This window comes from Paenibacillus antri (assembly GCF_005765165.1).
GTDB lineage: Bacteria > Bacillota > Bacilli > Paenibacillales > YIM-B00363 > Paenibacillus_AE > Paenibacillus_AE antri.
Map to the genome: position 1 here is coordinate 23,754 of NZ_VCIW01000008.1, position 14,998 is coordinate 38,751.

Consider the following 14,998-nt stretch of genomic DNA (forward strand, 5'->3'; position numbering starts at 1 on the left):
CCCGAGCTTCGACCTTCCACAGCGGCTTTAAGGTTTTACTTGAATGTTCGATCGAACGCTTTACAAGCGGACCGAAGACTGGTTAAATCGGGTACGACGAGAACGGAGCGACGAGCGGAAGAAGAGGCTTGCGGAAGGGGGAAATCGGTTGAAGTACCGGCCGATCGACATCGCGAGGCGGCTCGGGATCAGCACGAGCGCGCTGCGACATTACGAGGATTGGGGCCTTGTGCCGCCCGTTGCGCGGGGAGCGAACGGGTATCGAATCTATACGGAGGAGCATCTCGCTTATTTCGAATGCGTTCGCGCGATGAGCGCCGGCTTCGGCATGGCGCTGACTTCCGACGCGTTGAAGCGGGTCCGGAGTGGCGATTTCGACGCCGCCCTATGGATCGTCAACGATGCGTTAAGCGAGCTGCAGCAGGAGAAGCGAATGGCGGAGCAAACGATCCGCGCGCTGGAGACGATCGAGCCGGCCGAGCTCGAATCGAAGGGGAAGCGGAAGTGGATGACGATCGGCGAGGTGTCGAAACTGACCGCCCAGCCGGCATCCGCCATACGTCACTGGGAGAAGATGGGCCTGATCGACCCGCCCCGAAACGAAGAAAACGGATACCGGCTGTACGGCCCGGCGGAGGTGCGGCACATCCGGATCATCGCGCCGCTGAGGACGTCGGTCTGGTCGCTCGAGACGATACAGCGGGTCGTCCGCGAGCTCGACCGCAACGACTTGGAGCAGGCGCGGCGCGTGGCCCGGGATGCGCTGCGCTACCTGCACGATTCTCTTCGGAGGCGCATACGCGGCATCCGGCATCTGGACTTGCTCGTCGAGCTGGCCGAGGGCGGGCCCGCCGCGCCGCGCCGGCCTACTTGTTAAGCTGCGACAGCTCGTTGTACCGTCTCAGCAGCGTAGCGCGGTTCAGCCGAACGCGATGCGCGCGTTCGAGGCTCTCCTGCACGAGCGTCGGCTCGACGCCGAGCTCCTCCGGCGTCGCGGGGCCGCCGGCTTCGGCCAGCAGCGCCCGCAGCTCGGTCGGCCCTGGCACCGCCTGCAGCATGGAGCGCAGATCCGGGACGCCGTCAAGCGCGACCGAGTCCTCCTCCGCGATGCGGCGGTACCGCTCGGACACGAGCGCGCAGGCGACGCCGACCTTGGCGCCGTGCAGCAGCTGCCTCCGCTGCCTGCGAATGTATTCCATCTCCCAGTAGTGGGAGACGTGATGCTCGGCGCCGGACGCCGGATGCGACTGGCCGAAGATGAGCATCGCGAGCCCGGACTCGATGAGCGCCTCCATGAGAGCGACGACCGCCGCCGGCTCGCCGCGTCCGATCGCGCCGGCCTGCGCGACGCACTTCGCGAGAGCGCGCTCGGTGATCGCGGCGGCGAGCGGCGAGTACGGCTCGTCGGCTGTCGCCGCGCCGAACCGCCAATCGAACAGCGACGTATACTTGCCGAGCATGTCGCCGAAGCCGGCCGCGATCAACGCGCGGGGCGCCGCCGTCAGCAGATCGACGTCGGCGAAGATGGCGGCGGGGCCGACGGCCGGAATCGTGATTTTATCGCCGCGCACGATCAAGGGCGCCCCGACCGAGGTGAAGCCGTCGACGGAAGGCGCCGTCGGCACGGAGACGAACGGTCGACCGCACGTGAACGCGGCGTATCTCGCGATGTCGTGCAGCGTCCCGGCCCCGACGACGACGAGCGCCTCGGCGCCCGTGCGCTGCGCGTCGAGCAGCACCTGCACGACGGACGCCTCGTCCGCGGCGACGTCGCCGAGCGCGTTCGGCAGCACGATCGTCGGCACCGCCGACGCTCCGCGCGCGACCAAGCCGTCCGTAAGCCGCTTCCCCGCCGCTTCGTACGTGTTCGCGTCGGCGATCACTTGAACGCGCGCGTACCCCGACGCCGTCAACCAGTCGGCCGCCGCGTCGACGGCGCCGGGCGCCAGCACGATCGGCTCGGGAAAAGCGACCCCCTCGATCGACTCGCCCGTCTCCTCCGCCATACCCCGAATCCGTTCCATGATCTCGTTCATGACCGATCCCCCGCTTCCGCGAAATCTGTTTTCTTGCATACTACCATATTTTCGACGGAATGGCGGCTCTTTTTCGAAATCAATCGTCTCGTCGGACAAGCCCGCTCGCGATCGTTTGCGAACATAGCGAAAGCAGGGGGGGCCCCCTGCTTCAAGATGTCGCTCTCGTTATTTCGCCGCGCCCCGCTCGAAGGCGACGATCCAATCGCCCTGCACGGCGGCGTAGCCTTCGTCGCCTTCCACGACGAGACCGTACAGCCCTTTCACGTCTAAATACTCCCGGCGCTCGCCGTCCTCGAACTCCAGCGTGATGAAGTAATGCGTGCGAGAGGAGCGCGACGTATGCATATGGTCCCCCGCGCCGTGGGGGTGATGGTGCGTATGAGTGCGGACATCCATTCGCTTCGCGATCACTCGAGCATAGACGCTTTCCTTCGGAGAACTTGCATTCTTCATATACCGCGCTCCGTTGAGCGCGATGCCCCCGATCACGACGACGAAGCCGATCACGATAATAATGGGGACGAGCGTAAACATAAAGTCGAAGCCCCCGCCGAACGGGGATCCGCCGAAACCACCCGGCATCCGATTCACCTCGGTTCGAATTGTGTCTCCTTATTTACGTCGGCATGCCGGAATATGTTTCGGACGGAGGGCGAATTCGCGACGGCAGCAAATCTATTTCGTCAGGAACCCGGACATTAGTAACGAAACACCTTCAACTCGTAAAGGTCGCGGATGAACAGCAGCCTCGCTTCCGCGTCGACATGCTCGACGGCGCCGCTCGCCGTGCCGGCCGACGCCCATGTCGCCCCGCGGTCGAACGACAAGAACAGCTCCGGCTCCCGCGAAGCTTCGCCAGGCCGTTGCCCGGTCGCGGCGAGCGTGTCGGGCGCGGCCGGGTCGACCGCGATCCGGTCCGCTCGGAACGGCAGACGCCGTTCCGTCCAGACGGCAGCGTCCGCGCCGGCTGTCGCCAAATAAGCGTCGGCGCCTTCGGTGCGGCCTCCGATCAACACGGAGCCCGATGCGTCCGCGCCCGCGCCGTAGAAGCGCTCCACCCCCTCGATCGCGCTCCAATGCAAGCCGCCGTCCTCCGAGACGAGAACGTCCGGCTGGGCGAAAGCAACGTTATAGGTCTGCTCGGACAGCAGAATCGAGACGTCGGTCTCCGCGAAGACGCGGCCCGGCGTCCCCGGATCCGCCCAAACGCGTTCCGGCCAGCTGAAGGACATCCGATCGTCGCCGTTAACGCCGCCCCACGTCCAGCTCTTCCCTCCGTCTTCGCTCCGGAATAAGCCGTCGGACGTCGGCATGCGCGTATCGTGGGCGAACGTCGCGTAGATGCGTTTCGCGTTCCGCAGGTCGGGGATAAAGCGAACCGGCGGATACTTGTAAATCGCCTCCGGCAACGGGTATTCCCACACCCGCTCCCACGCTGGCGACCCGCCTCCCGCATCCGACCGATAGACGTGCCCGTCTACGCGGTCGCTGATCAAGCGGACGCCGTCCGCGGCGAAGCCGATCGCGGCCGGCGCCAACGTCTCGGGCAGCTCCATCCGCCGCCAATCCGCGCCGTCTTCCGAAAACCATACGTTCGACGCTCCCTCGGCGCCGCTCGCCGAACGTTCGAGCGCCGCGACCGCGTACCCTCCGCTCTCCGGGTCGATCGCCAGTTCGCCGTGCCACCCGTCGGGCAGACCGGTCTCGACCGATCGGATCGATATCGCGGCCGCCTCCTTCAACGCCGCGTCGGGGGCGGACTTCAGCGTCGCCGCGCGCTCGGGGAACGGCGACGGCAGCATCGCCCGTATCGCCTCCAACTCGCGCAGCACCTCCTCGCCGGCCGAGCGGAGGTAGATCGTCGCCGGGGTCTGCGTATATAGTTCTTCCAGCGCGACATGCGGTCCGGATACCGTCAGCCGATAGCTCCCTCCCTCGATGCGGGCGCCCTTGTCGTCGTACCGTTCTTGAATGCTCAAATCCAGGACCAACCGCTCCCCTTCCGTCCCCGTCGGCGGCGCGGCGGGCGCCGCCCTTCCGATCGCCGCTTGCAGGCGGTCCAACGCTTCCGCTTGCCGGCGTTCGAGCTCGGATGGAGAGACGTACTCGGGATGCCGCGAAAATCCCCAGTTCCCGGCCTGCTCGCGCCACTGGATATAGGCGATCTGTCCTAACGCCGCCTGCGGACGAGAAATCGTAACGGTTCGCTCCTTCGCGTTCCATTCCACCTTGGCGCCGAGCGCCTCCGCGACGACGCGGACGGAGACGAGCGTCCTCCCCTTCGACAGAACGGGCGCTGCGTCCGGCGTCAGCTTCCGCCCGTCGACCCACAACCCGATCGCGCGCCCTTGAGGCGCCGGAACGAGTCCGGCATCCGTATCGATCAGCACCGCTCGCTTTTCGCTATCCCAATGAACCTTCGCTTCGAGCGCTTCCGCCACCCAACGCAGCGGCACCAGGACGCGCCCTTCCTTCATCGAAGGCGGCACATCCGTTCGAACGACCTGCCCGTTCACTTCTAGAGATATGGAGCTGGAGCTTGCTGAAGCGTATGTACTTCCCGGAAACACCGTAACGACCATCCCCATACTTAGGATCCATGCCATCCACCGACGCGGCGTTTTCACCCCGTAACACCTCCTGTCTATTAGACTCCAAAAAAGTAAATTTGTTGCAGAGCAGTTTTGAGGGTTACTCCCTACTCTTGCAGCGTCTTTCTAAACTGATTCCCCTTGCTCAGGTCTGGCGTTTCCGGGCTTTACATTATCTCTCTCAGCGTCTTTCTAAACTGATTCCCCCTTCTGAGCAGAAGACATCAAGTTGGAAAGAAGCCCGTCGGGTACACCTGCCCTGCCCCTTAGCGGCGGTAACGATAAAGAAGCCTGCTCCGAGTTTCGTCGGAACAGGCTTCTCCAAATTATAAACTGAATAAGGCGACGCCGTACGGTTCGAGCTCGAACGCGTCCGCCGCCTCCGCCAGGCGATCCGTCAGCAGCTCCCGCACCTCGCGCTTCGTCCGAATCGCGGCCGGCGTCGAGCCGTAGTTCAACAGGAACGCGACGCGTCCGCCGTCGTCCTCGCGGATCCCGGCCTCCACCTGCTCCGGCAGCTCCTCGAACCAATCGAGCAGCGGACTCCGCAGCCCCAGCTCGGCGGTTAACGCTTGCGCAACGCTCTCTTCGAAAGCGGAGCCGTAATAATAGACGGCGCCCGCTCCGACGGGACGGCGGGTCAGCGCGGGCTTGCCCTCGAAGTAATCCGAGGCGTATCGCGCGAGTACCTCAACGTCGCCCGCGGCGACCCGCAGCACGTCGACGAACTTCGGCCCGACGGCGTCCGGCGCCCCTCGCAGCCGCTCCGCCGTCCATCGCACCTTCGGCGCGTCGCCTTCGAGCACATAGGTGAAATCCTCCACCTCGACCCCGCATAACGAGGCGACCGGTCCCGGGAACGCCTGCATTCTCATTTGGCCGTTCTCGTCCTTCAGACCCGTCCGGCAGCCGAACACGACGATTCCGCCCCGCTCCGCGAATGCCGTCAGTTCCCGGGCCGTCTCCTCCGACAGGATCGCGGCATGCGGATAGACGACGACGCGATACCTCTCGAGCGTCTCCGCCGACGCCTGCTCCGCGTTGACGTAGTCGACGGGAATGTGAGCGTATTGCAGCGTCTTGATCCACGACGTGACGCTGTACCCGGTTAACGGTCCGTACCAGCGGTCGAGCTCGCCGTCCCACTCGTTGTCGTAGCTGCCGAGAACGGCGACGTCCGCTCGATACGCCTTGCCCGCGATCGCGCCGCCCACGCGCCGGAGCTCCTCTCCGATTCGGCCGGCTTCTTCCACCCGGCGATTCGGCCGGTTATGAGGGTCGTTGATGCCGTGCCAGTACATCTCCGTGCCGAACGCCGCCGTCCGCCAGCGGAAGTACAACACCATATCGGCGCCGTGCAAAATCGATTGGTACGTCCAAAGCCGCATCTGTCCGGGCTTCGGCGCCGGCATCTCCATTCGGTTCACCCAGCCGCCCGCGCCCGACTGCTGCTCCATCACGCAAAATTGCGGCGACACGGACCTCGCCTTGCTTAGATTCCAACTCCACTTCCGATCGCGCAGCGGGCGGTCGCCCCCGTCGGGGTAGATCGATCCGAACTGCGGGTAAGAATCGTAAGAGAAATAGTCGAGCAGCTCATCCGTCAGCCGGTGGCTGTCCAGATGCCCGAACAAGCCGTTCGTCGTCACCTCGTGCCGCGGCGCCAGTTCTCGGATGATGTCCGCCTGCAGCTTGGCGTACGAGATCGCGCTGTCGGAGATGAACCGCTTCTCGTCGAGCGCCTGATGCGGATTCGGGGAATCGGAGACGGTCGGCCGGGTCAAGTACACTTGTTCCCAAGACGAGTACGTCTGGTTCCAGAACGCGGCGCCCCATGCCTCGTTCAACCGATCCAGCGAGCCGTACTTCCCGATCAGCCAAGCGCGGAACGCGCGGTGATCGCTCTCCGAATAAAACACGTTCGTCTCGCAATTCAGCTCGTTGTCGATCTGCCACGCGACGACTGCGGGATGCTCCTTGTACTGCGACGCCATACGCCGCACGATCCGCTCGCTGAACGAACGATATACGTGGGAGTTATAGTTGTAGTGTCGTCGCTGGCCATGTCGATACGGCACGCCCGCCTGCGTCGCATTCAGCACCTCCGGATACCGCTCCGTCAGCCAAGCGGGCGGCGTCGCCGTCGGCGTTCCCAGGATCGCCTTGAGCCCGTACCGATGCGCGAGGTCCAGCGCCTCGTCGAACAAGCCGAATCGGAACACGCCCTCTTCCGGCTCCATGGTCGACCAAGCGAATTCGGCCATCCGGACGACGTCGAAGCCGAGCTCGCGCATCCGTCGGAAGTCGTCCTCCCACATCTCCCGGGGCCACTGCTCCGGATAGTAGCAAACTCCAAGCCATACGCGATCTCTAGCTACGGATTTCGGCATCCGCATGCACCTCGTCCTCTGATATAATGATATTGCTGATTCGACCTCGAATTAATGTCATCATAATACGCAGGAACGCAGAAATAAATCGCAGGGTTTTGCTTCGATAACACGATATTGCTATCGGCAGGAGGTCCACGATGCGGATTCATCAATACGTCTCGAGGCCCGTGTTCCCGGGATATTTATTGTATCCCGAGTCTTACGGATGGTATCGCGAGGAGCCGGAGCATCGCGAGCATCGCCCGCCCGGGCAGCTTCCGTACTACAATTTGCATTTCGTCTTCGGGGGAAGGGGCGAGCTGGTTTGGAAGAACCGCCGCTACGAGCTCGCCGCCGGACAAGGGTTTCTATACGCTCCCGATCAAGAGCAGCGGTACGGCGCCGTACCGGACGAGCCTTGGGATGTACGGTGGGTGCATTTCTTCGGGGAAGGCGCCGCCGCCCTGCTCGGGGATAAGGGGATCGGCGAGCCTTGGGTGTTCGCGTTGGGCGACGTCTCGCGTTGTCTGGCGCTCACCGATGAGCTGCTCCGATTTTCCGAAAGCCCGGATTCGTCCGCGGAGCAGCGGCTCTCGGCGAAGCTGTACGAGCTGCTGCTCGCCATGCTGGGCGCGTCGCGGCCGAAAGCCGCGGGAGCGCCGCCCGACAGCCGCGAACGGATTTTGGCCGCCGCCGACGCGATCCGCTCGCGCTGCGAAGAGCCATGGACGCTCGCGCGGATGGCGGAGACGGCCGATTACAGCGTTTATCATTTCGATCGATTGTTCCGCGGCTACATCGGGAAGAGCCCGATGCGGTTCCTGTTGGAAAGCCGGATCGTCCGAGCCAAGCGCCTGCTCATCACCGGCCGCCTGAGCGTCGGAGACATCGCGGCGGCGACCGGCTTCTCGCAAAGCAGCTACTTCATCAAGCGGTTCAAGGAACTCGAGGGACTGACCCCTCAGCAATTCCGGGAGCAGCGGACGTAGACTCCGGTTTATTCCGCCGCCGCGGGCGCGCGGTCCGGGAACCAGAAGCCGCGGTACGGCGCCGGCTCCTCGATGCGGACGCCGAGCTGCTCCGCCGCCCGCCTCGGCCAGAACGGGTCGCGCAGCAGCTCCCGGCCGACGGCCACAAGATCCGCGCGCCCGTTCCGCAATATTTCCTCGGCTTGCAGCCCGGTCGTGACGAGCCCGACCGCCGCGGTCGGAATGCCCGCCTCCGCGCGGATCGTCTCGGCGTACGGCACTTGGTACCCCGGATACACCTTCGGCTTCTCCGGGTAGACGCCGCCGCTGCTGACGTCGATCAAGTCGACGCCTTGCGCCTTCATCCGCTTCGCGAAAAAGACGCTGTCCTCGATGCCGTTCCCTTCCGGGCCGTATTCGTTCGCCGACACGCGGACGAACAGCGGACCGTTCCAGACGGAGCGCACCGCTTCAATGACTTCTTGGAGCAGCCGATACCGCTTCTCCCGCGTGCCGCCGTACCGATCCGTCCTTCGGTTCGTGTAGGAGGAGAGGAAGTCGTTCAGCAAGTAGCCGTGCGCCGCATGCAGCTCGATCGCGTCGAACCCGGCTTCGGCGGCGCGGACCGCCGCCGCGCCGAACGATCGAACGACCTCCTCGATCTCCTCGATCGTAAGCGCTCGCGACGATCGCCCGCCGGAGGACAGCCCCGACGCCGACACCGCCTTGCCGGGCACGTTCGTCTTCCGGCCGGCGTGCCACAGCTGTACGCCGACCTTGGAGCCTTGCGCATGCAGCAGGTCGACGAGCCTCCTGTGCATCGGCACGTGTTCGTCGCTCCACAGTCCGAGCGAGCCCTCGTCCCTCCCGTCCTCCATGACCGCATGAACCTCCAGCATAATCAGTCCGACCTGCCCGAGCGCTCTATCTCCGTAGTGGAGCAGATGCCAATCGGTGACCTTCCCGTCCGCGCCCGCGGCCGTCGTTCCCATCGGAGACATCATAATTCGATTTTTTAAGGATAAGCCGCGGATTTCCGTCGGCGTGAAGAGCAAGCTCATTCGCGATAACCCCTTTCTCGCTTTCGCTTTACAAGATTTGCTCTAATTTTATAAGATGGAATCGCGGAGATGAAGGGCGGAACAACGGAAAACTCAGCGGTTCGCGATGATTTTCAAGTTCTTTTTCCACAATCGATTATGATTTATAAAAAGGAGCGTCGATCGATGGATCGCGTCGACAAAAGCATTGTTACCCTGCTTCAAGAGCAAGGGCGGATGTCGTTCACGGAGCTCGGGAAGGCGGTCGGTCTTTCGCAGCCGGCCGTTACGGAACGCGTTCGCCGCTTGGAGGACAAAGGAATTCTCGGCCGCTACCGCGCCGTCGTCCCCCCGGCCAAAATCAACAAGACGACTTCCGCGTTCCTGCTGTTCCATACGAAGGATTGCGACAGCTTTCTTGCGTTCTGCGAAGCGTCCCCCGACGTCGTCGAATGCCACCGCATCAGCGGGCAGTACAACTACCTCGTGAAGGTAGTGACCGAATCGATGGCGTCGCTGGAGTCGTTCAACAACGCCTCGAACAAATACGGCGATTCGCTGACGATGATCGTCATGTCCACGCCGATCCAGTCGAGGCCGCTCATCCCCGTCGTCGAAGAACAATAAGGTTCGGAAAATGAAACTCCCCTCGGTCCGCCGAGGGGAGTTTGGTTTTTATTTTAGATCCGCGGCGCGTTCCACGCTCCGACGGAGATGCCGTCCAACGGGCATTCGCGCCTCGTCTGGAACGGGATCCCGCGCGCTTCGCCCGGATACAAGCCGAGGTCGTTGTCGCCGAGGTAGCTGCCCCAGTCGTCGTCGGGGAAGCCCTCGATCGTTACCCGCACCGCCGGGACCGCGCCGACGTTGCGGATACGTATCTCGCCCGCGGTTCCGTCGGCGCTGCGCTCGAGCGACCACTCCAGCCGCGCTTCGGGCAAGCGCCGCATCGGCGCGTCCGGCAGGCTCGCGTACAAGTCGAACGCTTCGGCGGCTTGTTCGCCGGGGTATTCGTTTTCCGCGTTGCCGGTGTGACGCCCTTCGAACGCGAGCAGCTCCTCCGACTTCGCCTGCGCGTTGAACCAATACCATTGGTCCGCGACGAGCGAGCCGTCCGCGGCCCGCAGCGCCACCGCCAGCAGGAACGGCCGGATCCGCTCATCCTCGGCCAGCGCTATGGCGACGCGATCGACCGAGACGACCGCATTCGGCGCGAGCGTCAGTCCTTCGTACCGGTTCGACCACAGCTCGATCAGGTCGCTGCCGTACAGCGTCGCGCTCACCGATGCGCCGTCCAGCGTCTCCCGCGTCTCGTTCGCCGCATGAATGCCGGCCTCGAACGTCTCCCCCGCCGCCCAGCCGTTCATCTTCGCGTACGTCGCGAAAGCCGAACGCGGCCGGCACGCCTGCATCGCTCGGTAATACGACAGCTTCGGCGTTCCGTAGTAATCGATGATCCCCCAAGAATGCCCCGGGAACAGATCCGTGAATTTGTAATACCAAAATCCCGACTTCGTTACGCCCGCCCCGGCGCGCTGGATTTCCGCGGTAAACCGCAGCGTCTCCCCCTGCGCCGTCTGCGAGTAAGCGATGTAGTCGTCCCAATCGCGGATCGGACCGTACGCGCCGTAGCGCATCACCTTGATGACGTCCTTCAAGCTGAACTGGTGAGAGTGCGCCAGCAGCCCCCGACTGTCTTCCGTCGGCGGCCACGACGCCAGCGCCTCCTCCGGCACGTAGCGAAGGCAGCTGTCTCGATTCGGCATGCTCGGAATGCCGTACTCGCCGTACATGACCGACGGCATGGCGAGCGTCGCCGCGTCCATCGGCTCGCCGAAATGGTAGACGTGCCAATTGTGCACGCTGCCGCCCCACGGGTCGGTGCGATGGTACGGACGCGACGGATCGAACCGGCGGCAGCGGCGTCCGACCAGGAACAAGCCTTCGTCGGCGCCGCCGTGCGGGCCGTTCTCGTTGCCGCCGCCCCACATGACGAGCGACGGATGGCTGCGCAGCCGCTTCACCGATCGCGTCACCTGACGGTCCAAGACGCCGAGGTCCGTATGCGGCGAATCGGGAGGACCCCAACATAACGGGAACTCTTGATACACCATAATGCCCTTCTCGTCGCACATCCGGTAGAAGAAGTCCCCTTCCACCAGCCCTCCGCCCCAAGCGCGGAGCATCTGCACGTTGCCGCGGCGAGCCAGCTCGAGCAGTCGCTCGTACAACGCTTCGTTCTGCTCCAGCATCGGGTCCGGCCAGCACCAATTCGCGCCCTTAATGAACATCGGGACGCCGTTCACGACGAACTGCCAGCGGTATTCGGTCTCCGGCGCCGTGTCCGCGAAGGGGCGCAGCTCGATCGTGCGCACGCCGAAGTCGACGGCGATCGCGTCGACCGCCTCCGCCGCGTCTTCGGCGTCGCGCACGGCCAGCGTCAACGTATATAACGCCGGGTCGCCGTAACCGACCGGCCACCAGAGCGCCGGGTCCGGCAGCTCGACGTCTGCCTCGAACTCGTTCCGGCCGTAGCTCGCCTCGACGGCGCTCCGGAACCGCAGCGCCGACGCGGCGTCCGCCGGCGCCCCCTTGCGGCGGATGTCGCCTTCGACGACGACCGTCGCGCGGTCGGCCGAGCGGCTGTCCGCCGCGAACGCGATCCGGAGCTTCGCGGCGCCGCCTTCGATCGACGCCGTCGCGACGTACGGATCGACGATCGCGACGTCCGGCTCCGCCTGTACCCACACGTCCCTCCAGATGCCCATGGAGATCAGATGCCCGTAGTGCCATCCGAAGCCGGGGCTGCCCTTCAGCAAGCCGTTCCACGACTCAGGCGCCTGGTCGATGCGCATGACGAGCTCGTTCGGCCCGTCGTAACGGATCAAGCCGGTAATGTCGAGGTCCGGTCCGCCGAACATCCCCTTGTGGTGGCCGAGCGACGCGCCGTTGAAGAAGACGGTGCCGGAATAATCGAGCCCGTCGAAGCGCAGCGTCAGCCGCTTGCCCCGCCACGCGGGCGGCGTCTCGAACGTCTTCGCGAACCACCAGTCCCGGCGTTCGACGCGCGTGCGGCGGAACCAGAGCGGACGCTCCTTCGGTTCGCCATGCGCCTCGAGCTCGTCGATCGTATTCGTGTTCCACAGCGGATCTTCGAGCAGCCCGAGCTCGACGAGCGCCTTCTGCACCGTCGTAGGCACCTGCACCTCGTGCCACGCGCTGCGGTCGAACCCCGGCGCGTACCACTTCTCGATCATGCCCGGACTCGCCTTCGCTCTTCGACCGAACCACCCCGTGTTCGGCGCGGGGTCGCCCGGATCGGCCGGATCGCAGTCGATCATGCGCCAGGCGCCGGACAGACAGAGCCGCTCCGCTCGATGCGCCGGCATGGCGCCGCTCGCCGGCTCGACGATCGCCGTCCGGCGCGGAATGCGGCTCTCCGCCTCGATGAGCGCGTCCCCGTGCAGCGAGGAGCTTGCGTATGCTTCGTCCTGAACCTCGTCGAGGTACCGCTTTCCGTCGACGGGACGATAATAGGATAAGGTGGACATGAAGGAGCCCCTTTTCTGATGAAGGATGAGAGGATTCCCCATTATTATCGAATGTGACGGAAAGGAAGTCAATCGTTTTTAATTGTTTGTTGTTGTTTGATGTTGCTTATTGAAACGGAAAAGCTCCGGTCTATTTTGGCGAAACCCGCCTAAACCCGTGGTTCCGAGCAAATAAAAGGGAGCTTTTCCGCTCCGTTCGCCGATTTCGGCAGAAGAGGGGCGAATGAAGCGGAGCTTTTCCCGTTCGGGGCGAAGCGGCGCCAGAAAAAAAGAGGCGGCCGCAGCCGCCTCCCCGCCTTACTTGCGCGTCCCGCGAATCGGAGCCGCCTCCCGTTTCCCGAACGACACGTTCGGCGTAAGCTCGAGCTCGAGCTCCTCGGCGTCGTCGCCCTTCACGCGGCACGCGAGCGTGTGCGCGAACGGCGTCTCGACGAAGCGGATCGCGATCTCGAGCGTTCGCTCGTCCCGCCATGCGTACGCGCCGACGACGCGCTCCGGCGCGTTCGAGTGGAAGCGCGTCTCGCCCTCGCTCCATGCGCCGCGCCCGATCGGCAGGCGGCCGTCGCCCCCGCGCGCGCCGATGACGACGGTCGGTTGCCCGCCGTCGGGAAACTCGAAGCCGATCGAGGCGAGCTCCGCCCAGTTCGGCTCGAGCGCGTACGTTCGGCCGTCGAGCAGCCGCTCGCCGCTCGGCGACGACGACGCCGGCGGCGGATCCAGCCGCAGCGCCCCGAGGCGCGACGCCAACGCGTCGGCCGCGGCGGCGTCCGCCGGCAGCGCCTCCGCCGCCATCGCCGGCAGCAGCGTGTCCCATGCCGCGTTCAGAACGGCTTGCATATCGTTCGTCCCGCTCGTAATCGCGAGAACGGCGTCCTGCTCCGGCAGCACGACGCAAAACTGCCCGAACGCCCCGTCCCCTCGATACGCGCCGTGCCGGCATCGCCAGAATTGGTAGCCGTAGCCTTGCGCCCAGTCGCTGTCCCCGCCGTCTCCGTTCGAGATGTGCTTGCGGCTCGCCTCCTCCGCCCAGCCGTACGGCAGCAGCTGCCGCCCGTTCCAGACGCCTCGCTGCAAGTACAGCTGGCCGAACTTGGCGATATCCTCCGTCGTCACGCTGAGCCCCCAGCCGCCGACGGCGATGCCGCGCGGGCACGACTCCCACGTGGCGCCTACGATGCCGAGCGGCGCCAGCAGACGGCTGTCTAAGTATTCCAGCAGCGACTGACCCGTCGCGCGGCGCAAAATCGCGGACAGCATGTACGTCGCGCCGCTGTTGTACACGAATTTCGTCCCGGGGGCGAACTCCACCGGCGCCGACAGGAACGCCTTCGCCCAATTGCCGTCGGTCGCCCCGTGCAGCGTCGGCTCGGCGGCATGTCCCGTCCCCATCATGAGCAAATCCCGGACGCGCATCTCCGCCAAACTCGGAGAAACGTCAGCCGGCAAATCCTCCTCGCCGAAAAACCCGACGACCCGGTCCTCCAGCGACAACAATCCTTCCGACAGCGCGAAGCCCACCGCCGTAGACGTAAAGCTCTTGCTAAGCGAAAACAACATATGCCGATCCGCCGCCCGGTACGGCGACCACCAGCCCTCCGCGACGACGCGGCCGTGCCGCACCAGCATGAAGCTGTGCAGCTCCGACTTCCGTTCCCGCACCTCGTCCAAGAACGCTTCGATCGCGCCGGACCGAACGCCTTGCGCCTCGGGCGCGCTCCGCGGCAACGCCGCTCCGATTCCCATGTCCGCTCACCCTCCCCCAAAACGGTACTTCTACATAATTATACCAGTTTCTTATCCGCCGGTAAGGGGTTGTCCGATGTTCGGACGAAACAAAAAAAAGGCAGCCGCGGGCGTTACGCTTCCCCCGGGCTGCCGATCGCGATGTGAACGTTGGCGTAATCGATCAACACGACTTTGTCTCGCTTCTCGTCGAGCCGTATATTTTTCTTTCTCGGCCGATTCCGCCTGCGCGTATATAAATCCCTGATGACGATGCCGGCCGCAAGAAACTCCTCGCAAATGCGGTCCAACTGCTCGACGTACCTATCCCTGAAAGGCACTCTCGCCGTCATTTTCTTCATGACGACCCAGCCGTATCCGAAATCGACGATATCGCACAGATGCCGGCGCAGCTCCGGAGGGGATCGGTCGTAGAGCCATACCTCGTTCCCGTTGCACGCGACGCCCTTCGGAACTTTCGCGACCTTCAAGACGAGTCCTTCGCCCGCGTCGAAGACGATCCGATGCTTGCCTGCGCCTGCGATCGGGTAAGGCAAGCCGATGCGAGCGATCGCCTCCTCGTTCGCGATCGACCCGGCCCGATCCGACTCCAAAGCTTCGATCCATGCCCGAATGCGCTCCTCGTCCGCTTCCGTAAGAACGATACTCATTCCGCTCCCCTCCCCATATCGTATATATCCATCGTATGGTAAAT

Annotated in this window: 11 protein-coding genes; 3 read left to right on the forward strand and 8 right to left on the reverse strand. The window is 64.4% G+C overall.

Annotation, left to right across the window (positions count from 1 at the left end; translation table 11 throughout):
- The first annotated feature begins 148 nt into the window (after positions 1-148).
- Positions 149-877: a MerR family transcriptional regulator gene (locus FE782_RS13685; protein ID WP_158299391.1), complete on the forward strand. Its 729-nt coding sequence runs from the start codon at positions 149-151 to the stop codon at positions 875-877.
- Here FE782_RS13685 and FE782_RS13690 read toward each other — a convergent pair.
- The 4 genes from FE782_RS13690 to FE782_RS13705 form a co-directional block, all read right to left on the reverse strand.
- Entirely contained in the window at positions 867-2,036 is a 1,170-nt protein-coding gene (locus FE782_RS13690) for a sn-glycerol-1-phosphate dehydrogenase (protein ID WP_138194703.1), read from the reverse strand. The genes FE782_RS13685 and FE782_RS13690 overlap by 11 nt on opposite strands.
- Positions 2,037-2,204: 168 nt before the next feature.
- Positions 2,205-2,621 (reverse strand): DUF2500 domain-containing protein, encoded by a 417-nt coding sequence (locus tag FE782_RS13695; protein WP_138194705.1) that lies wholly within the window; start codon positions 2,619-2,621, stop codon positions 2,205-2,207.
- A 116-nt stretch (positions 2,622-2,737) separates the two neighbouring features.
- Positions 2,738-4,666 carry a stalk domain-containing protein gene (locus FE782_RS13700; RefSeq protein ID WP_138194707.1) on the reverse strand — a complete coding sequence of 643 codons (1,929 nt, stop codon included), beginning with the start codon at positions 4,664-4,666 and terminating at the stop codon, positions 2,738-2,740.
- 290 nt (positions 4,667-4,956) lie between these two features.
- Complete coding sequence (locus FE782_RS13705) at positions 4,957-7,020, reverse strand: beta-galactosidase (RefSeq protein ID WP_138194708.1); 2,064 nt, start codon at positions 7,018-7,020, stop codon at positions 4,957-4,959.
- Positions 7,021-7,160: 140 nt separating this feature from the next.
- On the opposite strand from FE782_RS13705, the gene FE782_RS13710 reads away from it, so the two are divergent.
- Positions 7,161-7,991, forward strand: coding sequence for a helix-turn-helix transcriptional regulator (locus tag FE782_RS13710; RefSeq protein ID WP_138194710.1), 831 nt, complete (start codon positions 7,161-7,163; stop codon positions 7,989-7,991).
- Positions 7,992-7,999: 8 nt separating this feature from the next.
- Here FE782_RS13710 and namA read toward each other — a convergent pair whose 3' ends face one another.
- On the reverse strand, positions 8,000-9,031 hold the full coding sequence (namA, locus tag FE782_RS13715; RefSeq protein WP_138194712.1) for an NADPH dehydrogenase NamA: 1,032 nt from the start codon (positions 9,029-9,031) through the stop codon (positions 8,000-8,002).
- Between the two features lie 165 nt (positions 9,032-9,196).
- Here namA and FE782_RS13720 point away from each other — a divergent pair, with 165 nt between their 5' ends.
- Positions 9,197-9,637 carry an Lrp/AsnC family transcriptional regulator gene (locus tag FE782_RS13720; protein WP_138194714.1) on the forward strand — a complete coding sequence of 147 codons (441 nt, stop codon included), beginning with the start codon at positions 9,197-9,199 and terminating at the stop codon, positions 9,635-9,637.
- 53 nt (positions 9,638-9,690) lie between these two features.
- On the opposite strand, the gene FE782_RS13725 is transcribed toward FE782_RS13720, so the two are convergent.
- The 3 genes from FE782_RS13725 to FE782_RS13735 form a co-directional block, all read right to left on the reverse strand.
- Positions 9,691-12,561: a glycoside hydrolase family 2 protein gene (locus tag FE782_RS13725; protein ID WP_158299392.1), complete on the reverse strand. Its 2,871-nt coding sequence runs from the start codon at positions 12,559-12,561 to the stop codon at positions 9,691-9,693.
- 297 nt (positions 12,562-12,858) lie between these two features.
- Positions 12,859-14,304, reverse strand: a complete 1,446-nt coding sequence (locus FE782_RS13730) for a serine hydrolase domain-containing protein (protein ID WP_138194718.1) — start codon at positions 14,302-14,304, stop codon at positions 12,859-12,861.
- Positions 14,305-14,417: 113 nt separating this feature from the next.
- Positions 14,418-14,954 carry a hypothetical protein gene (locus tag FE782_RS13735; protein WP_138194720.1) on the reverse strand — a complete coding sequence of 179 codons (537 nt, stop codon included), beginning with the start codon at positions 14,952-14,954 and terminating at the stop codon, positions 14,418-14,420.
- Positions 14,955-14,998: the final 44 nt, after the last annotated feature.